This window comes from Mesorhizobium kowhaii (genome assembly GCF_042431665.1).
In the GTDB taxonomy this organism is placed as follows: Bacteria; Pseudomonadota; Alphaproteobacteria; order Rhizobiales; family Rhizobiaceae; genus Mesorhizobium; species Mesorhizobium kowhaii.
The window spans coordinates 80,151-105,830 of the sequence record NZ_JBHLYT010000033.1 but is presented as its reverse complement, the minus strand read 5'-3'; the positions used below and the strand labels follow the sequence as shown (position 1 = coordinate 105,830).

Sequence of the window (25,680 nt, the reverse complement as noted above, 5' to 3'; positions counted from 1 at the left end):
TTCACCATGTTCTACACGCATAATTATGCTGACTATTATGAATTTGAAATCCACCGTCTGACAAGCGATTTTCCTTGCAACGGAAAGGATGACGACAATGAAAGCCATCGAGCTGCAGAACCCGGGCGGCATCGACCATCTCAGAATGGTCGAACGGCCGATGCCGGCACCGGGTCGCCAGGAAATGATCATCAAGGTCAACGCCACGGCGCTAAACTACCGCGACGTGGAAATCGTGCGCGGCAACTATCACACAGTATTTCCATTGCCGCTGGTGCCGCTTTCGGACGGCGTCGGTGACGTCGTGGCGGTCGGCCCTGAGGTCAGCCGCTTCAAGGTCGGCGACCGTGTCTGCGGGACCTTCTGGCAGCGCTGGGTCGGCGGCAGCTTCGCCATGGCCGAACCGTCCTATCAGCGCGGCGGTCCCATCGACGGATTGCTCAGCGAATTCGCCCGGCTGGACGAACAGGCGGCAGTGCTTGCCCCAACGCATCTGAGCGATGTCGAGGCGGCGACGCTGCCTTGCGCTGCTGTCACCGCCTGGCATGCGCTGTTCACCGAGGGCCATCTGAAGCCGGGCGAAACCGTGCTGAGCCTGGGCACTGGCGGCGTGTCGCTGTTTGCGGTGCAGTTCGCCGCCGCTGCCGGCGCGCGCGTCATCGTCACCTCGAGCAGTGATGCAAAGCTTGAACGGGCAAGGCAAGTCGGTGCCCATGACTGCGTCAACTACAGCAGCGATCCGGACTGGTCGTCAGCCGTCATGGCGCTGACCGATGGCCGTGGCGCCGATCACATCATCGAGGTCGGCGGGCCGCAAAGCTTCGCGCAGTCGCTGAAGGCCGCGGCACGCGGCGCCCAGATCAACGTCATCGGCTATCTCGGCGGCAGCGAGGGGGCGATCAATCCGCTCGATATCTTTCGCCGCCAGGTCAGGGCACGCGGCATACCCGTCGGCTCACGCGAATCCTTCGAGGCAATGAACCGCGCGCTTGCGGTCAATCGGCTGCGGCCGGTGATCGACCGGGTCTTCCCGTGGGGAGAGGCAACGGCGGCGTTTCACCATCTCGAACATGGCTCGCCCTTCGGCAAGGTCGTCCTCGATCACACGCCGTGATTTCGCGACCGGCGATCAGGGCAGGCGGTTCGCCTTCTGCAGAGCCTGCTTGGTCTGGTCGTCGCCCAGCCCCTGCAGGAAATCGTCCATCTGCGGGTCGATGAGACCGGCGCGGCGGGCGACGATGTACCAGGCGCCGGCAAGGACAAGATCCGGATCGGTGCCGATGCCTTGCATATAGAGCTTGGCGAGGCGGTTCTGCGCGGCGACGTTGCCGCCCTCCGCCGCCTGCTTCATCCAGCCGAAGGCGGATTTCAGGTCGCGGCCGCCACCGCGACCCTCGATCATCCAGGTTGCGAGATCGATCTGCGCGGTGTCGTAATTCTGCCGTGCGGCCTGCGCCAGCAGGCGCCTTGCCTGCGCGTCGTCGCGCGGCTTGCCGCCGACGCCATTGGCATAGATCTGTGACATCGCATATTGCGCGTCGGCGAGGCCGGTGGCGGCGGCGCGCTCATAGTAGGAGACCGCCTTGGCGAGGCCGGCGTCGCCGGGGTCCTGCTGGACCAGCATCTGCGCGAAATTGAACTGCGCCAGCCGGTTGCCGGCTTCGGCGGCGGCCTGCATCAGCGCATAGGCCCCCTTCTCGTCCTTCTTGACGTAGCGGCCATCGAGCAGCATCAGCGCATACTGGAACTGCGATTCCGGCACGCCCTGTTCGGCGGCAAGCGCGTACCATTTCGCCGCTTCCGCGGCATTCAGCGGCACACCCAGCCCGCGCGACAGGATCTCGGCCACCAGCGTCTGCGCGGCCGGGTCGCCATTCTGCGCGCGCACCAGCGCGAGATTGTAGGCCGTCTTGTAGAGACCGCGCTGGAAGGCGCCATAGGCGGCGTCGGCCGGCTTGGCGCCGAAGCGGTCGGGATTGATGGCATCGGCCGACGGCAGCGGCGCCGGCTCGGCCGTGGTGGCGGGCTGCGGCAGCGGCTTGTCGATCGGCTTGTCCGTATGCACGCCGGCTTCCGGCTTGGACTGCGGCAGCGGGATGTTTTCCGCGGCCGCTGCCTGGATCATGAGCGCCGCAAGCAGAGCCTGGAGGGGAAGCGTTGCCGAGGGCACGTCAGTCCTCGAAGCGCGGCGCGGTCTCGTCGAGCAGCGCATTGGCGCTGGCGACCGCTGTCCTAGGGTCGGTGCCGTCGGCGAACACGGCGCTCGACAGTGCCACGAATTCGGCGCCAGTGGCGCCCACCGCTTCCACCGAAGCGATGTCGGATCCGGCCATGACGATGCAAGGGATCTGGATCATATCGGCCCACCATCTGCCGAGCGACAGGTTGCGCGGGTGGGGTTCGGGCTTGTTGTCGTAACCGAAGCGGCCGAAGAAAATGTAGTCGGGCCTTGTCTCGCCAAGCTCAAGCGCGTCGTCTCGCGTCTTGGCACCGCCGGTGCCGACCATCATCTTTGCCTGGAAATGCTCGATCGTCTCGGCGAGCTCGGCCTTGGAGACCTCGACATGGATACCGTCGGCCTGGACGCGGCCGGCTATGCGGGTGTCGCCGGCGATGACGACAGCGACGCCCGCGGCTTGCGCTGCCGGCACGATCTGTTCGGCGAAAGCCTGGAAGGAGGCCTCGTCCATACCGTTCTCTGGCAGGATCAGCGAAGCCACATCGCCGCCTTCGAATGCCGCGGCGATACGGGCCGCCGGCACGCCAGGCGGCGCGATCAGCACGATGCGACAGCGGTTGGGGGGCGTTGCGTCATTCATGGTTCTTCGATCCCGCGTTTCGCCTATGCCGGGCGAAGATGGTTGGATTGCGGCATAGAGCAAAGTGCCCGCTTTGAACAGGCGGGCATCTGGGATCGCGTTTTTTGACCCGCCGGGCAGCCGGCGGGCCCGCGTCACTTGATCGGGTGCGGGCTCGCGACGGGCGGTTTCGGCTTCCACAGCGTCCAGCCGAGATTCATGCCGGCGGCGGCGATCAGGATGGCGGTGGCGCCAACGATCTGGCTCAGATGCAGCCGATGGCCGAAGGCGGTGACATCGACCAGGATCGCCACCACCGGGTAGATGAAGGACAGCGAGCCCTGCAGATGCGTCGGCAGCTTCTGGATGGCGCCATACATCAGGATGTACATCAGGCCGGTATGGACGATGCCGAGCGTCGCCAGCATGGTCCAGCTCCACGCATCGGCCGGAAGCTGGGAAAGATTGGCGAAGGGCGCCAGCATGACGACACCGACGCAGACCTGGATCAGCGCGATCAGGTGCGGCGGCGTGCCCTTGAGCTTCTTGGTGACGATGGCGGCGACGGCCCAGAAGAAAGCCGCGCCCAACGCCATGACGATGCCGGTAAAGTAATCCGTGCCGACATCGCCGGCATCGGGGGCGGCCTGCACGATCAGCACCATGCCGGCGAAGGCGATGGCCAGCCAGGTCAGCTTGGTCAAGGTCAGCCGCTCGGCGAAGAACAGCGCGCCGAAGCCGACCAGCATGAAGGGCTGCGTGTTGTAGACAGCGGTGGCGATCGAGATCGACGCGCGGGAGAAGGCACTAAAGAGTAACAGCCAGTTGACGACGATGGCGACGCCGCCGAGCGCGGCGAGGCCGACGACGCGCAACGACAGCCTGTTGCGCAGCAACCCCAACCCGGCGCAGATGACAAGCAGCGTCACCGCGCCGAACGCGCAACGCCAGAACACCACATCCATGATCGGCTGGCCGGACAGGACGACGAACCATCCGATCGTCCCCAGGATCGCCATTGCGGCGGACATTTCGACCGTACCGCGCACTGTATCGTTCACAACAAACCTCCGAACCCGTTGAGCCGGTATAATCTCATGCGGCAACGGAGCTTTCCATCTGACAAGAAAGGTGGTATGGGTAAGCGACCTAATTATATTAGGCTTAGCCTCCAAATTTGCGAGGAATGTAAAATGCTTGACGATCTCGACCGACGCCTCCTCGAAATCCTGGTCAAGGACGCGCGCACCTCGCTGAAGGAGCTGGCCAGCCAGGTCGGGCTATCGTCGCCAAGCGTCTCGGAACGGCTTCGACGGCTCGAAGAGCGCGGCGTCATCCGGGCATTCACCGTCGAGATCGACCCGCTGGCACTCGGCTATACACTGCAGGCGATCGTTCGCATCCGGCCGCTGCCGGGCAAGCTGCACATCGTCCAGAAGCTGATCGAGGAGATCCCCGAATTTGGCGAATGCGACAAGGTGACGGGCGATGACTGCTTCGTCGCCCGCCTGTTCGTGCGCTCGATCGGCGATCTCGACGGAATTCTCGACCGCATCGCCGACAAGGCCGAGACTAGCACCGCCATCATCAAGGCGCAGCCGATCCGGCGGCGGCCACCGCCGCTCGACGCAACTGCCTCTCGTGAGAGGGCAAAGGTTTTGCAGGGCTAAGCCCGAACTGGCGGAAGAGTTGGAGCGGCCGATGTTCCTGCTGGTCTCGGCCCGCCGATAGGACAAAGGCCCGCCATTGGCCAGGCGTGCCGCAGCCACGCTTACATTTGCTGTCGCTCCGCTCAAAATTCTGGGCTATTCAAGCGTCGACGCGCTTTCCCTCCAGCCCAGCCCCTCCCCATGTCAGGCCTGCTTCTCGATCCGTGGTTCTACGCGGCTGCCATCCCGGCGGTCATTCTGGTCGGCCTGTCCAAGGGCGGGTTCGGCGGCGCCGTCGGCTTCGTCGGCGTGCCGCTGATGGCGCTGACCATGCCGCCAGTGCAGGCCGCCGCCATACTGCTGCCCATCCTGTGCCTGATGGACATCGTGTCGGTGTGGACATGGTGGGGTGTCTACGACCGCAAGATGCTGGTCGACATGATGCCGGGCGCCGTCATCGGCATTGGCCTCGGCTGGCTGACGGCGGCACTGGTCACCGAAGAGGCGGTGCGGCTGATCGTCGGCGCCGTCGCCATCATCTTCGTCCTGCGCTGGCTCTATCTGCAGTTTCGCCATGGTGCCGACCACGCGGCCCAGCCCAACCGCGTGGCTGCCGCCATCTGGGGAACGGTCGCCGGCTTCACCAGCTTCGTCGCCCATGTCGGCGGCCCGCCGTTCCAGGTCTATGCCTTGCCGATCCGGCTCGATCCCAAAATTCTGTCGGGCACCGCGGCGATCTTCTTTGCCGCCACCAATGCGCTGAAGCTCATTCCCTATTTCGCGCTCGGCCAGTTCGACACCGCCAATCTGACGGCGTCGGCGGTGTTGACGCCGCTGGCGCCGCTGTCGACCATCGCCGGCGCCTGGCTGGTGCGGCGGATGCGCCCGGAAACCTTCTATCCCTTCACCTACGCAACCGTGGCGGTGGTGGCGCTGAAGCTGCTGTGGGATGGCATCGCCGGCCTTCTGTAAAGGGTGAGGCGGCTGTGCAGCCCCTCACCATCACGGAGGTGTCAGGCGGCGCTCGGCACGAGGCGACGGTTGCCGCCAAGGGCCAGTACGGCGCCCACCACGACGACCAGCACCATACCGGCAAGAATGCCGATGTCATGCGCGGTCGGCTTCAGCACCATGTCGGCGATGATTGCCAGCATCACCGCATAGTCGAAGCGCGCCGCGCTCATCATGCGCTGGCCGATGGCCAGAACAGCGGGCGTGATGCCCTCCTTGGCGATCATCGCGCCCATGCGCTCGCCGGTCGGCTTGAAGATGAACATGCCGATCGAGAAGGTCGTGGCGTAGCCGACCAGACCGATGATGATCCACAGATCCGAAAAGCCGACCCAGAAGCTGCACATGATGAGGCCGAAGATCAGGGTCAGCATCGACATCGGTGCGAAGAAACGGCCTCCCAACTGCCCGCTGGCACGCATCGCCTGCAACTTTTCCTCGATGTTGCCGGCGCGCTCGGCAAGCACGCCGAGCAGGAACAGCACGAAACCGCCCCCAACCCATAAACTGGCCGAGACGATATGGAGAAATTTGACGATCGAGTACCAGTCCATGGTTGCTCCTTGGGTGTTCTGGAGGGGTTCCGGTAAGGCGCGATTTGCGCCGGCCCGTCAGAGGAGCGGCCTTTAGCGCGGCGCACGTTTCGGAACGATGTCGCGAAAAATTTGGTTCTGTTTCAGCTTGCCGCCAGCGCGAAGCCGCCGAGATGGCGAATGCACTGCCTGATTTTCTGCTATCGTGAGAAGTGTCGGGAGGGGTTGGCGCGACATCGTCTGGAAACAGTGCCGATGCTAGTGCACCGATGCCGGGAGCCCGGTGGCGACAAGATTCGCCTGACGATCAACCCATTCCCGCACACGGGAAGAGGCAATTCGGGGGAACATTATGCAAGGGGTAGCACGGAATTTCTTCACGCTGGCCATCATCTATTCGCTGTGTGGCATGGCGCTCGGCCTGTACATGGCGATCAGCCAGGACCATGGCCAGATGCCGACCCACGCCCACACGATGGTGGCCGGATGGCTGATGTCGGCGGTCTTCGCCTTCTTCTACCATCTGTTTCCGGCAGTCGGGCAAAAGATGCTCGCCACCATCCATTTCTGGCTGACGGCAATCAGCGGCATCGGCCTGTTGATCGGCCTCTATTTCCTGCTTGCCGGCAATGCCGCGATCGAACCGCTGGTGGGGATTTCCTCGATGGGCTTCTACGCGTCCATGCTGCTGTTTGCCTTCGTCGCCTTGCCGGCCGTCTGGAAGACGGCCTGAGCTGAGCCTGAAACGAGGCTCGGGGCTGTGCTGTTACGGCACAGGACGGTGGCGTTCGGTCAAAAAACACGCGCGCCGTTAAGGCTTCATTAAGCTTTACAGGTGTTTACTATGTCCATCCAGTGATCTGGATTCTTACCGAGTGGTTGGAGCCACTTTGTTTGACGCCTCCCTGTTAAACTCCTGAGAGCCGCCTTATCCGCGGCTCTTTTTTTGTCCGGATTTCAGGGCGCCCGACAGCGGCTCGCCGTTAACCTTCTGTTAAACATGTGCTTGCCTTCGCCGGTAACGAAGCGCATTTTCAAGCTTCAGTTCTATAGGGTGCTGGGTGTATCGGCAGTGAGCCGAATCGGCCAGCTGTAGGTGCAGGGGGCGTAGCAATGAACGAGCTTTCGAAGGGCAGTGCGAAAACCGTCAAACTGGCGGAGCGCCGGGTTTTCACGCAATCCTTCAAGCCGCTTTACCAGGAAGGCATGGGCCTGGTCGAACAGGCGGCGGAGTATCTCGACGGCAAGGGCCGGGTCGAGGCAAAGAAACTGTCCAGGCTGGGGGCCACGCTCTATGCCGCCGAATCGATGCGGCTGACCACAAGGCTGATGCAGGTTGCCTCCTGGCTGCTTTTGCAGCGCGCGGCGAATTCCGGCGAGATGACCCGCGACCAGGTTGCGTCGGAAAAGTCCAAGGTGCGCCTCGACACCGCTTCCGCCCATGACGAAGCCGCCGGCTGGGCCGAACTGCCCGAGGATTTCCTCGACCTAGTCACCCGCTCGCTGCGCCTGCAGGCGCTGGTGCGCCGCATGGACGAGGAGATCTACGGCTCCGGCGCCGTGGTCGACATGCAACTGACGGCTCGCCGCCCCAATCCGGTTTCCGACCAGATCAGCCTGCTCAACACGGCTTTCGCTCGCGGCTGACGGGCTGCCTGATAATTCTACTTTGACGGGCATCTGGCGCAGTTTTCTGCGCTTCCGGCGCTCACGTACTTAGGTACGCTCCGCTCCGGTTCTCGAAAACCACGCCATCTGCTCCGCCAGAGCGAATTCTCAAACAGCCCGCGACTCGTCGTGGGGGATCGTTTCCGGTTTGTTCACATTTCGCTGGCATCGCTGTCCACCGGAGGTAAACTCGCCGGATGGGGGAAGCGATTCGCATTATCGGTATCGACCCGGGGCTCAGGCGCACCGGCTGGGGCATCGTCGAGAGCCTCGGCAATTCGTTGCGCTTCGTCGCCTCCGGCACCGTGCGTTCCGACGACAAGGCGGCGCTGGCGACGCGGCTCTGCCAATTGCATGACGGGCTCGCCGAAATCCTGCACACCACCATGCCGCACGAGGCGGCGGTCGAACAGACCTTCGTCAACAAGGACGCGGTGGCGACGCTGAAGCTCGGCCAGGCGCGCGGCATCGCCATGCTGGTGCCGGCGCGCGCTGGCCTCGTCGTTGCCGAATATGCGCCCAACGCTGTCAAGAAGGCGGTGATCGGCGTTGGTCATGGCGACAAGAAGCAGATCCACATGATGGTGAAGGTGCTGTTGCCGAAGGCCACTTTCGATACCGAACATGCCGCCGACGCGCTGGCCATTGCTATCTGCCACGCGCATCACCGGCAAAGCGTCGCCTACAGGATGGCGCTCGCCGGGTAGCAATGTTCTTGACTTGTTCTCATAGTTGCGATAAGTAATACTTCAGAGGTATTACCATGCGCGTGACCACCAAGGGGCAAGTCACCATTCCCAAACAGATAAGGGACCATCTGGGTATCGGCCCGGGCTCGGAGGTGGAGTTCGTGGCCACCGACGAGGGCGCTCGGCTTGTCGCCGTCAACGAAAACCTATCCGAGGAAGAGGCATCCCGCAGGTTCAGCGATGTCCTTGACCGGATGGCGGGGACCCTGGATTTGGCGGGCATGACGACCGACGAATACATGGAGTGGTTGAGGGGGCCGCGTGAAGATCTCGACGTTGATTGACACAAATGTCCTGATCGACGTCTGGGGACCGGCCGGACCGCTGACAAAATGGTCGGCATCGGCGATTGTTTCCTGTCGCCGCGATGGAGCCTTGCTGATCAATACGATCATCTGGTCCGAGCTCGCGCCGCTGATAGCGACAGAGACGGCGCTTCGAAAAGCAGTCGACATGCTCGAGATGGATCGCGAGTTTCTGCCCTGGGACGCGGCATTCCTTGCAGGCGTCGCGCATTCCCGCTATCGCCGTGCTGGCGGGGTTCGCGAGCGGACGTTGCCAGACTTTTTCATTGGCGCCCATGCGACCGTTGCCGGACATCGTCTGCTGACCCGCGACGCTGCCCGCTACCGCAGTTACTTCCCGGATCTCGACATCATCTCTCCTGAAACGCACCCATGAAGGCCCAGGCATGATCGGCAAACTCAAGGGCACGCTCGACGAGATCGACGAGGACCATTGCCTCGTCGATATTCATGGCGTCGGCTATGTCGCCTATTGCTCGGCGCGTACGCTGGCAGCACTCCCGGCATCGGGCGAAGCGGTGGTGCTGTTCATCGAGACCTATGTGCGCGAGGACATGCTGCGGCTCTACGGTTTCCAGTCGCAGCTGGAGCGCGAATGGTTCCGGCTGCTGATGAACTATGTGCCAGGCGTCGGCGCCAAGGTGGCGCTCGCCATCCTGTCGACACTGGCGCCGGCCGATCTCGCCAACGCGATTGCACTGCGCGATATCGCCATGGTCTCTCGCGCCCCAGGTGTCGGCAAGAAAGTGGCCGAGCGCATCGTCACCGAATTGAAGAACAAGGCGCCGGCCTATGCCGGCACTGCCTCGGGCACCATCGGCCTGAAGCAGGAGCTCGGTGAAGGCGTCGCTCCGGCGCCGATCACCGACGCCGTCTCGGCACTGGTCAATCTCGGCTATTCGCGCGACACCGCGGCCAATGCGGTGGCGGCGGCGCTGAAGACGGCGGGCGAGGATGCCGATGCACCGAAGCTGATCCGTTTCGGCCTGAGGGAGCTGGCGCGGTGAGGCGTCGCTTGTTCAGTTCCTTGCCGCGTGCAAGGAAGGCGCCATGAGCCTGTCACCCCGTCTCATTACGCCTGAAAAACGCGGCGAGGATGCCGAGCAGACCTTGCGGCCGCAGACGCTTGACGATTTCGTCGGCCAGGCGGCGGTGCGGGCCAATCTCAAAGTGTTCATCGAGGCCGCCAAGGGCCGCAACGAAGCGCTCGACCATGTGCTGTTCGTCGGGCCGCCGGGTCTCGGCAAGACGACGCTGGCGCAGATCATGGCGCGCGAGCTCGGCGTCAATTTCCGCTCGACCTCCGGCCCGGTTATCGCCAAGGCCGGCGATCTCGCGGCCCTGCTCACCAATCTCGAAGAAGGCGACGTGCTGTTCATCGACGAGATCCACCGGCTGAGCCCGGCGGTGGAGGAAATCCTCTATCCGGCAATGGAGGATTTCCAGCTCGACCTGATCATCGGCGAGGGACCGGCGGCGCGCTCGGTCAAGATCGATCTCGCCCGCTTTACGCTGGTCGCCGCCACCACGCGGCTTGGTCTGCTCACCAATCCGCTGCGCGACCGTTTTGGCATTCCGGTGCGGCTCAATTTCTATTCGGTCGAGGAGCTGGAGCAGATCGTGCGGCGCGGCGCCCGCATCCTGCAAATGCCGCTCGGCGACGATGGCGCGCTGGAGATCGCGCGGCGCGCGCGTGGTACGCCCCGCATCGCTGGCAGGCTGTTGCGCCGCGTACGCGATTTCGCCTCGGTCGCCGGCGATGGCCATGTCGACCGCCAGATCGCCGACGAGGCCTTGACCCGGCTTGAGGTCGACGCGCTCGGCCTCGACGCGCTCGACCGCCGGTATCTGTCGATGATCGCCCGCAATTTTGGCGGTGGGCCGGTCGGCATCGAGACGATCGCCGCCGGCCTGTCCGAGCCGCGCGACGCCATCGAGGACATCATCGAGCCCTATCTGATCCAGCAGGGTTTCATCCAGCGCACACCGCGCGGCCGGATGCTGACGGCCAATGCTTGGCGGCACCTCGGCCTCGATGCGCCGAAGGATCTGGCGCAGCAGCAGATCAACCTGTTCCAGGAAGAGTAGCGGCTCGGCGATTGGACACGGAGCTGCGATCAAGGATCCGTGAATGTCCTTGCGCAAAATATCCTCAGCTTCGCCGACTTGCCGGCGCAATCGTGGACTTTAACGCGGCCTTGGCGATTGTCGCCGCGATTTAGTGCCGGAGCCGAGCATGATAACCAGACGCGGGTTCCTGCGCTTTGTCGGCGGGTCGTTTCTGTCTGTTGCCGCGTTCAGCGCCTATGCGGTGGGCATCGAGCCGATGCTGCTGACGCATGTGAAGCGCTATGCCTTAACGCCACCGCATTGGTCGGCGGGATTGAAACTGCGCATCGTCGCGCTCGCCGACATCCATGCCTGCCGGCCGTGGATGACACCGGAGCGGATCGCTTCGCTTGTCGAAGACGCGAACGCGCTGCAGCCGGACCTGATCGTCCTGCTTGGCGACTACATCGCCGGCATGCCTCTGGTGACGGGGCCGGTGACGCCGTCGCAATGGGCATCCGCACTGTCGGGCCTCAAGGCGCCGCTCGGCGTGCTGTCGATCCTTGGCAACCACGACTGGTGGGGCGATGGCTTCGCGCAGCGGGCGGGCGCCGGTCCGACCATAGCGCGCAAGGCCTTGGAGAAAGTCGGCATCCCGGTTCTGGAGAACGATGTCGTGCGCCTGGAGAAGGACGGGCATGGTGTCTGGATCGCCGGGCTCGCCGACCAGCTGGCCCTGCTGCCGACCAGGGACCGCACCGGCTTCACGGGGCTGGACGATCTCGACGGCACGCTGGCCAAGGTCAGCGATGCCTCGCCGGTCATTTTGCTCGCGCATGAGCCCGATATTTTTCCCACCGTGCCGTGGCGGGTGTCGCTGACGCTGTCCGGCCACACCCATGGCGGACAGGCGCGGCTGTTCGGCTATTCGCCGGTCGTGCCGTCGCGGTTCGGCAATCGCTATGCCTATGGCCATGTCGTCGAGAACGACCGCAATCTGATCGTCTCGGGCGGGCCTGGCTTCAGCATTGTGCCGGTGCGTTTCGGGATGCGCCCCGAAATCCTGTCGATCGACCTTGGTTGAGCGGTCAATGCAGTGTGCGGATCACGTCCATCACGTCAGGCTCGGCCTTGTCGCCGTTGAAGGCGTCGACGATGCCGAAGGCGCCGCCATAGCTCCACACCGACCATGAGAAGCCATGCGCTTCGGCGCGCGCGATCATGTCCCTGACATAGGCGGCGCGGAACGCGGCCGGCATCACATAGGCGTTGCCGTATTCCTGGCGGATCATGCCGAATTCGCCCAGCGTGATGTTCTCCGGCTTGATGCCGTTGGCCTTCGCCCACGCCTCGACTTGTCTGAACGGCGCATCCATAAGGCCAAGCAGCTTGTCGGGGCTGTCCATGCTGGCGACCTGTTCATCGAGATAGGCAAGCAGGCCGCTCTGCCGTGCCCATGGCGCCTCGGCCCTGATCCTGGCGCGGTTGGTGTCGAGCGTCACCTCGAGCTGTGCCTGCGGCACCGCGGTCAGCGGATAGGGCAGGCCGGTCACATAGGGGATGAAGTCGCCGGCCCAGGTCGCGCCCTGATGGGTGAGCAGGAACGGATCGTAGGAGTGGAAGGTCCAGATGACGTTGTCATCCGGGATCGTCTTCGGATCGATCTTCTCCAGGGAGGTCGCGGCCGAATAGCAGGCCCCGGTCAAGATCAAAGTTAGCTTGGTGGCCGATGAACGCGCCGCCGCGAACAGCTTCTGCTGGCGGTCCGGCCACAGGCTGGTGCCGTCGCTGTCGCAGTCGACGATAGGTTCGTTCATCGGCTCGAAAGCGACCTTTTTGGGATCCTCGCTGGCCAGCGTGCGGGCCATCTTGCGCACCATGTCGACATAGGCGTCGAAGGTCTGCGGGTCGTCCATCACTTGGCCCATGCCGATCTTGCGGCTGCCGCCGGCCGGGATCAGATGCATGTCGACGACCACCTTCAGCCCGGCGCGGTTGATCATGCGCACTGAGTCCAGCACGCTGGCATAGAGGTCGTCGCGCAAGGCCACGGTCTGGCCGGACAGGAAAGGCGACGGATCGACCGGCATGCGCAGGAAATCGAAGCCCGCATCCTTCAGTGCCTTGAGGTCGTCGTCCTTGAGGAACTTGCGCCATTCCGGATAGGGCAGGATGGCCTTGGCGTCACCCCACTGCTCCTCGCCCGGCCACGTCGTCCACTGGTCGAGGTTGAGGCCGCGCTTCATCGAGAAGGTCGCCGCCTGGCCGGGCAGCGATAAAGCCGCGAGCACAAGCAGCGCCGCCATCAAGGTCTTGATCATCGCCGTCAACAGTGCCATCGGGTTCATGCGCCAAGCCAGTGCGTGTCGCCCAAAAGTGTGTAGCGGTTTTGGGACAACGACACGCACGGAAACAATTGCCTTAAGCGCGCCACGCTTTAGGTGCCCGGTCAGGTCCAAAAAGGAAAGCGCAATGGACGATCATGGTGAATCGGCGGCGTTGCTGGCAGGGCTCTCCGGCGCGCTGACGGAGTTCGGCCATCGGCTGATGGCGAGGGTCTATTACGCCGACACCGATTTCTCCGGCGTCGTCTACCATGCGCGCTATCTGGAATTCTTCGAACGCGGCCGCTCCGACTATCTCAGGCTGACCGGCGTGCATCACACCGAGCTTGCTGATGGCAAGCATGGCGAGAAGATCGTCTGGGTGGTGCGTCGCATGGAGATCAATTTTCGCGGCCCCGCCCGCATCGACGACATCCTGACGGTCGACACCCGCACCGAGGACATTTCGGGCGCGCGCATCTTCATGGCGCAGCAGCTCAAACGCGGTGATGAAGTGCTGGTCGAGGCCAAGGTCGAGGCGGCGATCATCGGCGAGAATGGCCGGCCACGGCGCTTCCCCAAAGAATGGGTGGCGGCATTCATGCCCAAGATGAGTTGATATTCAGGTGATGCCGGCCTGCAAACGGCAGGTTCCTCCGCTTCCGGTGCTCACGTACCCAAACGTACGCTCCGCTCCGGTTCTCGGAACCCACCGTTTTCGGCTCGGCCTGACCTGAATCTCAACACACCTTTGGAGGGGCGGATGAGCTGATGCAGACCGAGCCGGTGGTCCACGGGCGTGGCAATGCGCCGCGCCTTATGTACTAACCCATCCTTAACCATAACGGTTCATGAAGAGATTGGTGAAGATTGGCGCTATCCAGCGCCTTCCTTTCACCAATATTTGCCCCGAAAAGGCCACCAACGGCACGGTTTGGGGTTGTTCAGGTAGCTGCGTGCGAACCGACCACAAGGGATGCCAGGGGCCAGCTGCCAGCTTCGCCCGGAAAATCTTAAGGACGTAACGATGGAAAATATCGCACTCGCCGAACCGGGCGCGCAATTGTCGATTTGGGCGCTGTTCATGCAGGCCAGCTGGGTGGTCAAGCTGGTCATGATCGGTTTGCTCTGCGCTTCGGTCTGGACCTGGGCGATCATCGTCGACAAGCTGGTTGCCTATGCCCGCATGCGGCTGTCGCTCAACCGGTTCGAGCAGGTGTTCTGGTCCGGGCAGTCGCTGGAGGAGCTCTACCGCACGCTCGCCGACCGCAAGACCACCGGCATGGGTGCCATTTTCGTGGCTGCAATGCGTGAGTGGAAGAAGAGCTTCGAGAAGGGCGCCAAGTCGCCGCTCGGCCTGCAGACCCGCATCGACAAGGCGATGGACCTGGCGCTGACGCGCGAGATGGAAAAGCTGGAGGGGCGCCTCGGCTTCCTCGCCACCACCGGCTCGGCGGCACCCTTTATCGGCCTGTTCGGCACCGTCATCGGTATCATGACCTCGTTCCAGGCGATCGCCGGGTCCAAGAACACCAGTCTTGCGGTGGTCGCGCCCGGCATTGCCGAAGCGCTGCTGGCGACGGCCATCGGCCTGCTCGCCGCCATCCCCGCCGTCATCGCCTACAATAAACTGTCGTCCGACGCGAGCAAGATAGCGGTGCGCATGGAAGGGTTCTCCGACGAGTTCTCCGCCATACTCTCGCGCCAAATCGATGAAAAAGTGGCCCCCAAGGCCTGAGGAGTAACTGATGGGTATGTCCGTTGGCATGGGAGGACGCGGTGGGCGCGGCCACAGGCGGCGCGGCCGTCACCATGCACTGATGTCGGAGATCAACGTCACGCCGATGGTCGACGTGATGCTGGTGCTGCTGATCATCTTCATGGTCGCGGCACCGATGCTGACGGTCGGCGTGCCGATCGACCTGCCTGACACGCAGGCCAAGGCGATGAATGCCGACACGCAGCCGATCACCGTCTCGATCAACGCCGCCGGCCAGATCTATCTCCAGGAAACCGAGATTCCGATCGAGGAGCTGGTGGCCAAGCTGCAGGCGATCTCGAAGACCGGCTATGAAGAGCGCATCTTCATCCGCGGCGACAAGTCCACCGACTATGGCACGGCGATGAAGGTGATGGCTCGTATCTCGTCCGCTGGCTACAAGAACATCGGCCTGGTTTCACTGCAGGAACAGGATCAATAGACGCACGATGAAGACCGGCCTCACCACATCGGTGATCTTGCATACGGCGGTGCTGGCCTTCGGCCTGTTCACGCTGTCGGCGCCGGCCGCACTCCCGTCCGCCGATGTCGAGTCGGTCGCGGTCGACATCGTGCCGATGGAAGCCATTGCGCAGACGTTGCAGGGCGACAAGAAGGCCGTGATGCATGAAAAGCCGGCCCCTGTGCCGACCCAGCGCCCGGACATCGTGCCGGTAGCGCAGAAGGTCGGCGAGAACAGCGTCGACACCGACAAGCCGGTAACGCCGGAGGCCAAGCCGAAGCCGGTCGACATGACATCGGCTCCGCCGCCCGCGCCGACACCGATCGAAAAGCCGAAGCCGGAGGACGTGCCGAAGCCGCAGGAAAAGCCCAAGCCCATTCCGGCAACGGAAGTGGCGCCGGCGCCGACGCCCAAGGAAGAGGTGAAGCCGGAGCCGGTCAAGCAGACGGACCCCAAGCCGACACCGGCCAAGCCGGCGCCGACCCCGCCGCCGCAGGACAAGACCGCCGCCATCGATCCGACGCCCGAGGTCAAGCCTGATGCCGTTGCTGAGGCCATAGCCAAGGATCCGCCCACCGAAGAGACGCAGCTGCCGAACTCGGCGCCCGCGCCGGAAGCGCGGCCGAAGCCTCAGCCGGCGCAGGCCGAAAGCGCCAAGGCGCCGGAACGCAAGGATGCCGACAAGCCGGTCAAGGAAGCCTCGTCGAAGCCGAAGTCCGACGACAAGCAGTTCAACGCCGACGAGATCTCCGCTCTCCTCGACAAGCAGAAGCCGTCCGGCGGCGGCGCCAAGCGCTCGACCCAGCAGGCCTCGCTCGGCGGCGACAAGGATCAGGGCCAGAAGCTGTCGAAATCGGAAATGGGTGCCCTGGAAAGCCAGCTCGGCGGCTGCTGGACCCTTCCAGTTGGCCTTGAAGGTTCGGAAAACTTCGTCGTCGTCGTCCGCTTCAACCTGGATGCCTCCGGCAAGCTGGATGGCCGCCCGAATGTCGAGAAGTCGAGCGGAAACCGCCAGTTCGACGAAAGTGCCGTTCGCGCGGTGCAAAAATGCGATGTCACCGGCCTGCAGGTCCCCGCAGGCAAGCAGGACATCTGGGCCGACGTCCGCGTCACCTTCGATCCAAGGGAGATGCTGGGCCTGTAGGCCCGAGTATCCGAAAATCAGTACGAGAAGCGAGAAGACATGAAATCAATCCTCAAGCCGCTCCTGATGGTCGCAGCAATGGCGATGGGCATGACCGCTGCCGGCACGTTGCCGGCCCTGGCGCTCGTCGAGCTCAACGTCAACAAGGGCAATGTCGAACCGCTGCCGATCGCCATCACCGATTTCCAGGGAGGCGACGCGCTTGGCGCCCAGATTTCCGAGATCGTCACCGCCGACCTGAAGCGCTCGGGCCTGTTCGCGCCGATCGACAAGAGTGCCTTCATCGAGAAGATATCCAATCCGGACGCAGCACCGCGCTTCGACGACTGGAAGGTGATCAACGCGCAGGCGCTGGTCACCGGCAGCGTCGGCAAGGAGGCCGACGGCCGCATCCGCGCCCAGTACCGGCTGTGGGATACCTTTGCCGGCCAGCAGATGTCCGGCGAGCAGTTCTTTGCCAACGACGCCAATCAGCGTCGCGTTGCCCACATCATCGCCGACGCGATCTACGAGAGGCTGACCGGTGAGAAGGGCTATTTCGACACGCGCGTCGTCTTCATCGACGAATCCGGCGCCAAGAACGCGCGCAAGAAGCGCCTCGCCATCATGGATCAGGACGGCGCCAACGTCCGCTATCTCTCCGACGGAAAGTCGATCGTGCTGACGCCGCGTTTCTCGCCGAACCGGCAGGAAATCACCTACATGTCCTATGAAAGCGGTCAGCCGCGGGTCTACCTGCTGCAGATCGAGACCGGCCAGCGCGAACTGGTCGGCAATTTTCCCGGCATGACCTTTGCGCCACGCTTTTCGCCCGACGGCCAGAAGGTGATCATGAGTCTGCTGCGCGATGACGGCAACTCCAATATCTTCGCCATGGACTTGCGGAGCCGTTCGACGACACGGTTGACCAACTCGACCGCCATCGACACCTCGCCGTCCTATTCGCCCGACGGCAGCCAGGTGGTGTTCACCTCCGACCGCGGTGGGCGCGCGCAGATCTATGTGATGGGTGCCGACGGCTCGGGCCAGAACCGCATCTCCTTCGGCGACGGCGTCTATTCGACGCCGGTGTGGTCGCCGCGCGGCGACCTCATCGCCTTCACCAAGCAGACAGGCGGCGAATTCCAGATCGGCGTCATGAAAACCGATGGCTCGGGCGAGCGTATCCTGTCCTCCGGCTTCCAGCAGGAGGGGCCGACCTGGGCGCCGAACGGCCGAGTGCTGATGTTCTTCCGCGATTCCGCCGGAGGCCCGAAGCTGGTGTCGGTCGACCTCACCGGCCGCAATGAACAGTCGATCCCGACGACGAACTTCGCCTCCGACCCGGCATGGTCGCCCTTGCTGGAGTAGTTTGGCTCAATTGTCACAGATGCCGGAAAGGGGCCTTTGTGGCCCCTTTTCCACGCCTTGGTCGCGTTTTGGCCGCATTTACGCCTAGGGTCCGCGCCAATTGTGGCTTCGGGCCAGACGGCTGCGGACGGGCAGCCTAACCAAATTTTAACCGTGTTTCTTGAATGCCGGTTAACCCAAACGTGGTTACTGGGTGATCAACGAAATCACTCGAAATACGAAGGAGAGGCGGCATGGGCCGTATCGCAGCACTTACCAGAAACCCGGTCATGATCGCGCTGGTGGCGATGCTCGCCATCGCCGGTTGTGCCTCGAAGAAGACGCCGAACAATGCCGCCGACCTTGGCCTCAACGGCGCCGGCGCGGCAACGCCCGGATCGGCAAAGGACTTCACCGTCAACATCGGCGACCGCATCTTCTTCGATACGGACTCGACCTCGATCCGTGCCGACGCGCAGACGACACTGTCGCGCCAGGCGCAGTGGCTGAACCAGTACAAGCAGTACGCCATCGTCATCGAAGGCCATGCCGACGAACGCGGCACGCGTGAGTACAATCTGGCGCTCGGCGCCCGCCGCGCCGCCGCCACCCGCGACTTCCTCGTCGCAAAGGGCGTTTCGGCCAGCCGCCTGAAGACGATTTCCTACGGCAAGGAGCGTCCGGTCGCGGTGTGCGACGACATCTCCTGCTGGTCGCAGAACCGCCGTGCGGTCACCACGCTCAGCGGCGCCGGTTCCTGAGCCATCGTGCAGCCGACCGGCGTGTCAAAAGAAGGCGCGGCGCTCTAGCGGCAAAAATGCAACATACCCTTGCGAAAGGCGGCCCCAGGGCCGCCTTTTTCATATCCGGATGCCCGAAACAAAATTTGGCCGAAGTCTCGGCTCCTGCTATGAGCCGAGGGCGCTTGGCTGGTCCCACTCTGATTGGAAGGCGCGAACAAGCTAACGAAATCACGGCGAGAGGCACATGCATTTGAGATCGGTTCTGAGCGGCACGCTTGCGCTGTTGCTCCTATCAGGCGTCACCGCACTGGCGGGCACAGGGCAATCAACCGACAGCGGCTTTTCCTTCCATCTGCCCAGCATCGAATTGCCCAGCCTATTCGGTCAAAAGAAGAAACCGGATCAGGTTCAACTGGTGCAGTCCGACGGTACCGCCGTGACCGGGCTGGAAGAGCAACTGCGGCAGATGAACGGCAAGATCGAGGAACTCAATTTCCAGGTCCTGCAGATGCAGGAGCAGATCCGCAAGCAGCAGGAAGACAACGAGTTCCGCTTCCAACAGCTTGAAGGCGGCACGCAAGGCGGGCAGCCGCCGGCACAGAAGAAGTCGGACGCCACAACTACGGATACCAACACCGATGTGGCAGCGGCTCCGGCAACGCAGGCGCCGGCCGACGCGGGCACGGCGCCCGCCGGCCAGGAGGTCATCGTCGAATCGCCCAATGGCGACCCCGGCAAGGTGATTCCCGGGACGGGTGCGCCGGAAAAGACCTTCGGCACCATCACCGTCGACAAGAACGGCAATGTCATCGATGCCGGCGGCAACACCCAGGCGACCGCGCCGGCGCAAGATACCGCGCCCGCCGCCGGCGCCCCGGCCAAGGCCGGCAAGTCCGACGGCACGGAGGTGGCGGCATTGCCCGCCACCAACGACCCGGAGGAACTCTACCGCGACTCCTATCAGTTCATCCTCTCGGGCGACTACAGCACCGCCGAGCAGGGTTTTCGCAACCATATCTCCCGCTTCCCCAAGGATGCGAAGGCTGCGGATGCGCATTACTGGTTGGGCGAGTCGCTGCTCGGCCAGCAGAAATACCGCGACGCGGCCGAGACTTTCCTCGCCGCCAGCAAGGACTATCCCAAGGCCAAGAAAGCTCCCGACATGTTGCTGAAGCTCGGCGTGTCGCTGGTCGGCCTCAAGCAGCATGACGTGGCCTGCGCCACCTTCAGTGAGATCGGCAAGCGCTACCCCGACATCTCCGGCGCGCTCAAGGAACGCGTCAAGCAGGAAAAGGCGCTGGCGGCGTGCTGAACCTTCCCGTTCATGTCGTTGCCCCAAAACCAGGATCATCTTTGGGCGACATGCATTGATGCTCGATACCGAGCCTGATCTTTCGAAAAGCCTTTTTTCGCATATCGATTTTACCAGCGGCGCTGTTGCGGCCGTGTCCGGCGGCAGCGACTCGACCGCCCTGCTCCTTCTTCTCAAACACCATCTCGACCGCACAGCGCCGGCAACGAAGCTGCTGGCGGTGACGATCGACCACGGTTTGCGGCCCGGCTCGGCGGCGGAAGCGCAGGGGATGGCGAGGCTGTGCGCCACGCACGCAATCGCGCACCGCATCCTGACATGGTCGGGCTCCAAGCCGTCGACCGGTCTGCCCGCCGCCGCACGGGAAGCGCGCTACCGGCTGCTGGCCGAGGCAGCACAGGCGGAAGGCCTTGGCCTGATCCTGACCGGCCATACCGCCGACGATCAGGCGGAAACGGTGCTGATGCGGCAAGTACGCAACGACAGATTGGCACGCAAAGAGGGATTGGCGCGTGACGAGGGCCGAGGCCATGCCGACGCGGCAGGCCGAGGACTTGCCGGCATGGCGCCGGCCACCTTGTATGACTGGCGCAGCTGGATCGTGCGGCCGCTTCTCGGCATGCGGCGCGCGGCACTGCGCGACGTTCTGCGGCGTCAGGATGTCGGCTGGGCCGACGACCCGACCAATGTCGACAAGGCTTTCGAGCGGCCGCGCCTGCGCGCGACGCTCGCCGACGACGACGGCGTGCAGCGCATCGACGACGCGCTGGCACTGGCCGCGCAGGAGGGCAGCGTGCGCAGGCAGCTTGGCCTGGCTGCGGCGGACTTGATCCGCCGTTTCGCGATCCAGCCGGCGGCCGGGCTCATTCGGCTTGATCCTGGCTTGCTGAACGCCGGCGAGGACCGGACGGCGGTCTACGCACTGCGCATTCTGCTGGCCACGACCGGCGGGATTGCCTTTCTGCCGGACCAGGCCCGCAGCGAGGCGCTGTTTGCCCGGCTGAAGACCGGTTTTCTTTGCGCCACATTGTCGCGGACGGTGGTCGATTGCCGGCGCGCCGGCATCTTCCTGCGCCGCGAGGCGCGCGGTCTGCCGCCTGCCGCTGCAGTCACCCAGGGCACCCTCTGGGATGGCCGCCGGCGCATCACATTGAACAACAGCAGCGGCGCATTGTTGATCGCCCCGTTCGGAGCAGCAGCGAAGCGGCCGGCGATCGGCGAGGGGGAAACCCCGCCAAGCCTGATGCGCGCCGCGCTCGCCGCCGAGCCGGCATTGTGGCAAGCCGGCGAATGCCTTGGTTTGCCGGGAGATATCCGGGCGCCTGCGGTGGTTGAGGCGCGGCCGGTCGTTGCCCCCTTTGCCCGCTTCCTGCCGTCCTTCGACCTGGCGCCGGCGCGGGCTGTCGCCGGGCTGATTGGGGCGGCCCCGGTCCCGCCCTTGCCTTTCAGCGGCCACAGTGCCGGTTGATGATGGGCTAAAGCTTAACCCAGACGTGCTGTTATGCTTGGCAAGGGGAGGCGCTCTCCCTATGTTAGGCGCAAGTTTCCTCTCATGACGTGTGTCCGCCCCGCGGACGCCAACGGGACAATTGATGAATCCGAACTATCGCAACCTCGCGCTCTGGGCGATCATAGCGGTCTTGCTCATCGCCCTGTTCAATCTGTTCCAGACGCCGCAGACGCGAGGGGCCTCAAGCGATGTGCCTTATTCGCAGTTCCTGCAGGACGTCGCGGCCGGCCGGGTCAAGACGGTGACCATTGCGGGCGCCCGCATCAGCGGCACCTACACCGACAATGCCAGCGGCTTCCAGACCTATTCGCCCGGCGATCCGTCGCTGGTCTCGCGGCTGCAGGACAAGAACGTCACCATCAATGCGCGGCCTGAGACCGACGGTTCCAATTCGCTGTTCGGCTATCTGATCTCGTGGCTGCCGATGATCCTCATCCTCGGCGTCTGGATATTCTTCATGCGCCAGATGCAGTCTGGATCCGGGCGCGCCATGGGCTTCGGCAAGTCGAAGGCCAAGCTTTTGACCGAGGCGCATGGCCGCGTCACCTTCCAGGACGTTGCTGGCGTCGATGAAGCCAAGGAAGATCTGGAAGAGATCGTCGAGTTCCTGCGCGATCCGCAGAAGTTCCAGCGGCTCGGCGGCAAGATTCCGCGTGGCGTGCTGCTTGTCGGCCCTCCGGGAACCGGCAAGACGCTGCTCGCCCGCTCGGTTGCCGGCGAAGCCAATGTGCCGTTCTTCACCATCTCCGGTTCGGACTTCGTCGAGATGTTCGTCGGCGTCGGCGCCAGCCGCGTCCGCGACATGTTCGACCAGGCCAAGAAGAACGCGCCCTGCATCATCTTCATCGACGAAATCGATGCCGTCGGCCGCCATCGCGGCGCCGGTCTCGGCGGCGGCAATGACGAGCGCGAGCAGACGCTGAACCAGCTGCTGGTCGAGATGGACGGCTTCGAATCCAACGAAAGCATCATCCTGATCGCCGCCACCAACCGGCCCGACGTGCTCGACCCGGCGCTGCTGCGTCCGGGCCGCTTCGACCGCCAGGTGGTGGTGCCGAACCCCGATATCGTCGGCCGCGAGAAGATCCTCAAGGTGCATGTGCGCAACGTGCCTTTGGCGCCCAACGTCGACCTCAAGGTCGTCGCTCGCGGCACGCCCGGGTTTTCCGGCGCCGACCTCATGAACCTCGTCAACGAATCGGCGCTGATGGCCGCGCGGCGCAACAAGCGCCTGGTGACCATGGCCGAGTTCGAGGACGCCAAGGACAAGATCATGATGGGCGCCGAGCGTCGTTCGTCGGCGATGACCCAAGCCGAAAAGGCGCTGACCGCCTACCACGAGGCCGGTCACGCCATCCTGGCGCTCAACGTGCCGTCGGCCGATCCGCTGCACAAGGCCACCATCATCCCGCGTGGCCGGGCGCTCGGCATGGTCATGCAGTTGCCGGAAGGCGACCGCTATTCGATGAGCTACAAATACATGATCTCGCGGCTCGCCATCATGATGGGTGGCCGTGTCGCCGAGGAGTTCAAGTTCGGCAAGGAAAACATCACCTCGGGTGCCTCCTCGGACATCGAGCAGGCGACCAAGCTGGCGCGCGCCATGGTCACGCGCTGGGGCTTTTCCGACAAGCTCGGCCACGTCGCCTATGGCGACAACCAGGAGGAAGTGTTCCTCGGTCACTCGGTGGCGCGCACGCAGAACGTCTCGGAAGAGACCGCGCAGATCATCGATGCCGAAGTGCGCCGCCTGATCGACGAGGCCTATTCGACGGCAAAATCCATCCTGACCAAGAAGAAGAAGGAATGGATCGCGCTGGCGGAAGGGCTGCTCGAGTATGAGACGCTGTCGGGTGAAGAGATCAAGCAGTTGATCGCCGGGCAGAAGCCCTCGCGCGACCTCGGCGACGACACGCCGCCAAGCCGTGGCTCGGCCGTGCCGAAGTCCGGCCGGCGCAAGAAGGGACCCGAGCCGGAAGGCGGCATGGAACCCCAGCCTTCAAGCTGACCGAGACCACTGATTTCAGACCGCTGACTTCAAAACAAACGCCGCGGCTTCAACCCGCGGCGTTTTGCTGTTCGGCGTTGGTCACAGGCCGCGCGGCGCGAGCGCGCTTGCCTTGCCGGGGCGCTGCCCGTCGGTCCGTCCGGCATGTTGCTTGCCCCATCTGGCGAGCGGAATCAGGGCATTGTCCAGCTCGATACCGAATTCGGTGATCGAGTATTCGACCCTGGGCGGGACTTCGGGGAAGACCTCGCGGTGGACGATGCCGTCGGCCTCCATTTCGCGCAGCTGCTGGATCAACATCTTTTCACTGATGTCGGGCACCCGGCGCTTCAGTTCACCGAAGCGCGCCGGCGCCTTGTGGACCTGCCAGAGCAGCAACGCCTTCCACTTGCCGCTGATCACCTCCAGCGCCGGCCCTAATCCGCAACTATCTGGCTGTTTCTTTCCCATGTTTCATCCAATTCTGAGCAATCGGTGGGTGGCTTACATTTTTGTCGGTACTTGAGAAAAACCAAGCCGGTCCATAACTTCAAACCAGATCGCCGGCACCGGCGAACAGCACAACAACATATCGGTACCTTGCTTCGGCCTGCAAAGGCCGTCGGCGGTCGGATTTTGGCGAAAAGGATGGATCATGACACGATACGCAAACAAGAAGGCCGTGGTGATCGGCGGAACGCACGGCATGGGGCTTGCCGTGGCGGAGGCCCTGGTCGAAGGCGGCGCCGGCGTGTTGGTCACCGGCCGCGATCACCGCAACATCGAAGCCGCCCGCGCGAAGTTGTTTTCGCGCGCCCATGTCGTGCAGTCGGACACCAGCGACATGGCCGATATCGTCACGCTCGGAGCCGAAGTGGGACAGAAGCTCGGCCAGATCGACTTCCTCCACATCAATGCCGGGGTTGCCAATCTCGAGCCGGTGGAGCGGGTCACCGAGGACAGCTACGACCGCATCTTCAACATCAACACGAAAGGCGCTTTCTTCACCGCGCAGCGCCTGCTGCCGCTCATCAAGGATGGTGGCGCCATCGTCTTCACCTCGTCGATCGCCGATGAATCCGGCAACGGCGGAATGAGCGTCTATTCCGGATCGAAGGCTGCACTTCGCGCTTTCGCCAAGGTTCTTGCCGCCGAGCTTCTGCCGCGCCGGATCCGCGTGAATGTGGTCAGCCCCGGCTTCATCGATACGCCGACAATGGGCGTGGCGAGCGCTTCCGCCGAGGAGCGGGCGGCCTTCATGGCGATCGGTGACGCGGTCACGCCGATGAAGCGTCACGGCACCGTCGAGGAGGTGGCGCGTGCGGTGCTGTTCCTGGCTTTCGATGCAACCTTCACCACAGGCGCGCGGCTGACCGTCGATGGCGGCCTTGGCCAGGATCTGAGCCCCTTGCCGGCGTGACCCGGCAAACCGAAACCACGGAGACGCACGATGAGCGATATGACTGTAATCGGCCTTGGCGCCATGGGCACGGCTCTCACGGAGGCCTTCCTCGACAAGGGGCATGTTGTGACGGTGTGGAACCGCTCACCGGCAAAGGCGCACGCTTTGGCGGCCAAGGGCGCTGTCGTGGCTGCCAGCGTCGAGGACGCCGTCAGGTCGAGCCCGCTGATCGTGGTGTGCCTTCTGGTCTACGACACGGTCCACGAGGCGCTTGCGCCCGCGCGGGAAGCGTTATCGGGCCGCACGCTGGTCAATCTCACCAACGGCACGCCCGAGCAGGCGCGGGCGATGTCGCAGTGGGCCGTCACGCACGGCGCCAACTATGTCGATGGTGGCATCATGGCGGTGCCGCCGATGATCGGCCGGCAGCACGCCCTGATCCTCTACAGCGGCTCCAGGCAGGGGTTCGACACGCACTCTGAACAACTCGATGCGCTCGGCACCGGCAAATATCTGGGCGAGGATGCCGGCTTGGCACCGCTCTACGATATTTCGCTGCTGGCCGGCATGTATGGCCTGTTCGGGGGTGTGCTGCAGGCACTGGCGCTGACAGGATCCGCGGGAATTCCGGCCGAAGAATTCATGCCGCTGCTGATGTCATGGCTGCAAGCGATGCAAGGTGGGTTGCCGAAATGGGCCGAGCAGATCGACGCCGGCGATCACACCAGCAATGTCGTCTCCAATCTCGGCATGCAGGCCGAGGCCTATGTCAATCTGATCGATGCCAGCAAGGCCGCAGGCATCAGCACCGAACTCATGCTGCCGATGCAAAGCCTGATGAAGCGCGGCGTGGCGGCCGGCAAGGCTAACGCCGATCTCACCAGCCTGGTCGAGCTTCTGCAGTTAGCGAAACAGGTCGATTGAGACTGTTTGAACGCAACAAAA

General features: G+C 63.8%; 28 protein-coding genes. 22 read left to right on the top strand and 6 right to left on the bottom strand.

Going from position 1 to position 25,680, the window contains the following annotated elements; all coding sequences use genetic code 11:
• The first annotated feature begins 97 nt into the window (after positions 1-97).
• Positions 98-1,114, top strand: a complete 1,017-nt coding sequence (locus ACFFNA_RS19990; protein WP_378920974.1) for a zinc-dependent alcohol dehydrogenase family protein — start codon at positions 98-100, stop codon at positions 1,112-1,114.
• 15 nt (positions 1,115-1,129) lie between these two features.
• Here the strand turns inward: ACFFNA_RS19990 and ACFFNA_RS19985 are convergent, their stop codons facing one another.
• The 3 genes from ACFFNA_RS19985 to ACFFNA_RS19975 form a co-directional block, all read right to left on the bottom strand.
• On the bottom strand, positions 1,130-2,125 hold the full coding sequence (locus ACFFNA_RS19985) for a tetratricopeptide repeat protein (protein WP_378920972.1): 996 nt from the start codon (positions 2,123-2,125) through the stop codon (positions 1,130-1,132).
• A gap of 46 nt (positions 2,126-2,171) precedes the next feature.
• On the bottom strand, positions 2,172-2,819 hold the full coding sequence (locus tag ACFFNA_RS19980; protein ID WP_378920970.1) for a thiamine phosphate synthase: 648 nt from the start codon (positions 2,817-2,819) through the stop codon (positions 2,172-2,174).
• Positions 2,820-2,953: 134 nt separating this feature from the next.
• Positions 2,954-3,859, bottom strand: coding sequence for a DMT family transporter (locus tag ACFFNA_RS19975; RefSeq protein WP_378920968.1), 906 nt, complete (start codon positions 3,857-3,859; stop codon positions 2,954-2,956).
• Positions 3,860-3,991: 132 nt separating this feature from the next.
• On the opposite strand from ACFFNA_RS19975, the gene ACFFNA_RS19970 reads away from it, so the two are divergent.
• Complete coding sequence (locus tag ACFFNA_RS19970) at positions 3,992-4,468, top strand: Lrp/AsnC family transcriptional regulator (protein ID WP_378920966.1); 477 nt, start codon at positions 3,992-3,994, stop codon at positions 4,466-4,468.
• Between the two features lie 180 nt (positions 4,469-4,648).
• On the top strand, positions 4,649-5,419 hold the full coding sequence (locus ACFFNA_RS19965) for a sulfite exporter TauE/SafE family protein (protein WP_111548328.1): 771 nt from the start codon (positions 4,649-4,651) through the stop codon (positions 5,417-5,419).
• A gap of 41 nt (positions 5,420-5,460) precedes the next feature.
• On the opposite strand, the gene ACFFNA_RS19960 is transcribed toward ACFFNA_RS19965, so the two are convergent.
• Entirely contained in the window at positions 5,461-6,012 is a 552-nt protein-coding gene (locus ACFFNA_RS19960) for a DUF2269 family protein (RefSeq protein ID WP_378920963.1), read from the bottom strand.
• Between the two features lie 331 nt (positions 6,013-6,343).
• Between ACFFNA_RS19960 and ACFFNA_RS19955 the strand changes: the two genes are divergently transcribed.
• From ACFFNA_RS19955 to ACFFNA_RS19920, 8 genes are all read left to right on the top strand, one after another.
• Positions 6,344-6,724 carry a hypothetical protein gene (locus ACFFNA_RS19955; RefSeq protein WP_111548326.1) on the top strand — a complete coding sequence of 127 codons (381 nt, stop codon included), beginning with the start codon at positions 6,344-6,346 and terminating at the stop codon, positions 6,722-6,724.
• 380 nt (positions 6,725-7,104) lie between these two features.
• Positions 7,105-7,638: a protease adaptor protein RcdA gene (gene rcdA / locus ACFFNA_RS19950; RefSeq protein WP_111548325.1), complete on the top strand. Its 534-nt coding sequence runs from the start codon at positions 7,105-7,107 to the stop codon at positions 7,636-7,638.
• A 218-nt stretch (positions 7,639-7,856) separates the two neighbouring features.
• Positions 7,857-8,366 carry a crossover junction endodeoxyribonuclease RuvC gene (gene ruvC, locus ACFFNA_RS19945; protein WP_378920961.1) on the top strand — a complete coding sequence of 170 codons (510 nt, stop codon included), beginning with the start codon at positions 7,857-7,859 and terminating at the stop codon, positions 8,364-8,366.
• Between the two features lie 56 nt (positions 8,367-8,422).
• The gene (locus ACFFNA_RS19940; protein ID WP_378920959.1) at positions 8,423-8,692 is read left to right on the top strand and encodes an AbrB/MazE/SpoVT family DNA-binding domain-containing protein; all 270 of its coding nucleotides are present in this window, start codon (positions 8,423-8,425) and stop codon (positions 8,690-8,692) included.
• On the top strand, positions 8,670-9,089 hold the full coding sequence (locus ACFFNA_RS19935; protein WP_111548322.1) for a type II toxin-antitoxin system VapC family toxin: 420 nt from the start codon (positions 8,670-8,672) through the stop codon (positions 9,087-9,089). Before ACFFNA_RS19940 ends, ACFFNA_RS19935 begins: the two co-directional genes overlap by 23 nt.
• Positions 9,090-9,099: 10 nt before the next feature.
• Positions 9,100-9,720 (top strand): Holliday junction branch migration protein RuvA, encoded by a 621-nt coding sequence (gene ruvA / locus ACFFNA_RS19930; RefSeq protein WP_111548321.1) that lies wholly within the window; start codon positions 9,100-9,102, stop codon positions 9,718-9,720.
• A gap of 43 nt (positions 9,721-9,763) precedes the next feature.
• A complete protein-coding gene (gene ruvB / locus ACFFNA_RS19925; protein ID WP_111548320.1) occupies positions 9,764-10,801 on the top strand; it encodes a Holliday junction branch migration DNA helicase RuvB in 1,038 nt (345 codons plus the stop codon).
• A 148-nt stretch (positions 10,802-10,949) separates the two neighbouring features.
• The gene (locus ACFFNA_RS19920) at positions 10,950-11,846 is read left to right on the top strand and encodes a metallophosphoesterase (protein WP_378920956.1); all 897 of its coding nucleotides are present in this window, start codon (positions 10,950-10,952) and stop codon (positions 11,844-11,846) included.
• Positions 11,847-11,850: 4 nt separating this feature from the next.
• Here the strand turns inward: ACFFNA_RS19920 and ACFFNA_RS19915 are convergent, their stop codons facing one another.
• Complete coding sequence (locus tag ACFFNA_RS19915; protein WP_378921674.1) at positions 11,851-13,101, bottom strand: glycoside hydrolase family 5 protein; 1,251 nt, start codon at positions 13,099-13,101, stop codon at positions 11,851-11,853.
• Positions 13,102-13,234: 133 nt separating this feature from the next.
• Here ACFFNA_RS19915 and ybgC point away from each other — a divergent pair, with 133 nt between their 5' ends.
• The 9 genes from ybgC (at position 13,235) to ftsH (ending at position 23,354) form a co-directional block, all read left to right on the top strand.
• Positions 13,235-13,705, top strand: a complete 471-nt coding sequence (ybgC, locus tag ACFFNA_RS19910; protein WP_378920954.1) for a tol-pal system-associated acyl-CoA thioesterase — start codon at positions 13,235-13,237, stop codon at positions 13,703-13,705.
• Positions 13,706-14,113: 408 nt separating this feature from the next.
• Complete coding sequence (gene tolQ, locus ACFFNA_RS19905) at positions 14,114-14,824, top strand: protein TolQ (RefSeq protein WP_095089519.1); 711 nt, start codon at positions 14,114-14,116, stop codon at positions 14,822-14,824.
• Positions 14,825-14,834: 10 nt separating this feature from the next.
• The gene (gene tolR, locus ACFFNA_RS19900) at positions 14,835-15,287 is read left to right on the top strand and encodes a protein TolR (protein WP_111548317.1); all 453 of its coding nucleotides are present in this window, start codon (positions 14,835-14,837) and stop codon (positions 15,285-15,287) included.
• Between the two features lie 7 nt (positions 15,288-15,294).
• Entirely contained in the window at positions 15,295-16,452 is a 1,158-nt protein-coding gene (gene tolA, locus ACFFNA_RS19895; protein WP_111548316.1) for a cell envelope integrity protein TolA, read from the top strand.
• A 66-nt stretch (positions 16,453-16,518) separates the two neighbouring features.
• Positions 16,519-17,802: a Tol-Pal system beta propeller repeat protein TolB gene (tolB, locus tag ACFFNA_RS19890; RefSeq protein ID WP_245446364.1), complete on the top strand. Its 1,284-nt coding sequence runs from the start codon at positions 16,519-16,521 to the stop codon at positions 17,800-17,802.
• Between the two features lie 233 nt (positions 17,803-18,035).
• Positions 18,036-18,542: a peptidoglycan-associated lipoprotein Pal gene (pal, locus tag ACFFNA_RS19885; protein WP_095089511.1), complete on the top strand. Its 507-nt coding sequence runs from the start codon at positions 18,036-18,038 to the stop codon at positions 18,540-18,542.
• Positions 18,543-18,768: 226 nt separating this feature from the next.
• Positions 18,769-19,836 (top strand): tol-pal system protein YbgF, encoded by a 1,068-nt coding sequence (gene ybgF / locus ACFFNA_RS19880; RefSeq protein WP_378920951.1) that lies wholly within the window; start codon positions 18,769-18,771, stop codon positions 19,834-19,836.
• Positions 19,837-19,894: 58 nt separating this feature from the next.
• A complete protein-coding gene (gene tilS / locus ACFFNA_RS19875; RefSeq protein ID WP_378920949.1) occupies positions 19,895-21,304 on the top strand; it encodes a tRNA lysidine(34) synthetase TilS in 1,410 nt (469 codons plus the stop codon).
• Positions 21,305-21,428: 124 nt separating this feature from the next.
• Complete coding sequence (ftsH, locus tag ACFFNA_RS19870) at positions 21,429-23,354, top strand: ATP-dependent zinc metalloprotease FtsH (RefSeq protein ID WP_111548312.1); 1,926 nt, start codon at positions 21,429-21,431, stop codon at positions 23,352-23,354.
• A gap of 81 nt (positions 23,355-23,435) precedes the next feature.
• Here the strand turns inward: ftsH and ACFFNA_RS19865 are convergent, their stop codons facing one another.
• Entirely contained in the window at positions 23,436-23,804 is a 369-nt protein-coding gene (locus tag ACFFNA_RS19865) for a winged helix-turn-helix transcriptional regulator (RefSeq protein WP_378920946.1), read from the bottom strand.
• Between the two features lie 184 nt (positions 23,805-23,988).
• On the opposite strand from ACFFNA_RS19865, the gene ACFFNA_RS19860 reads away from it, so the two are divergent.
• Complete coding sequence (locus tag ACFFNA_RS19860) at positions 23,989-24,753, top strand: SDR family oxidoreductase (RefSeq protein ID WP_378920944.1); 765 nt, start codon at positions 23,989-23,991, stop codon at positions 24,751-24,753.
• Between the two features lie 30 nt (positions 24,754-24,783).
• On the top strand, positions 24,784-25,659 hold the full coding sequence (locus tag ACFFNA_RS19855; protein ID WP_378920942.1) for an NAD(P)-dependent oxidoreductase: 876 nt from the start codon (positions 24,784-24,786) through the stop codon (positions 25,657-25,659).
• The last annotated feature ends 21 nt before the right edge of the window (positions 25,660-25,680 follow it).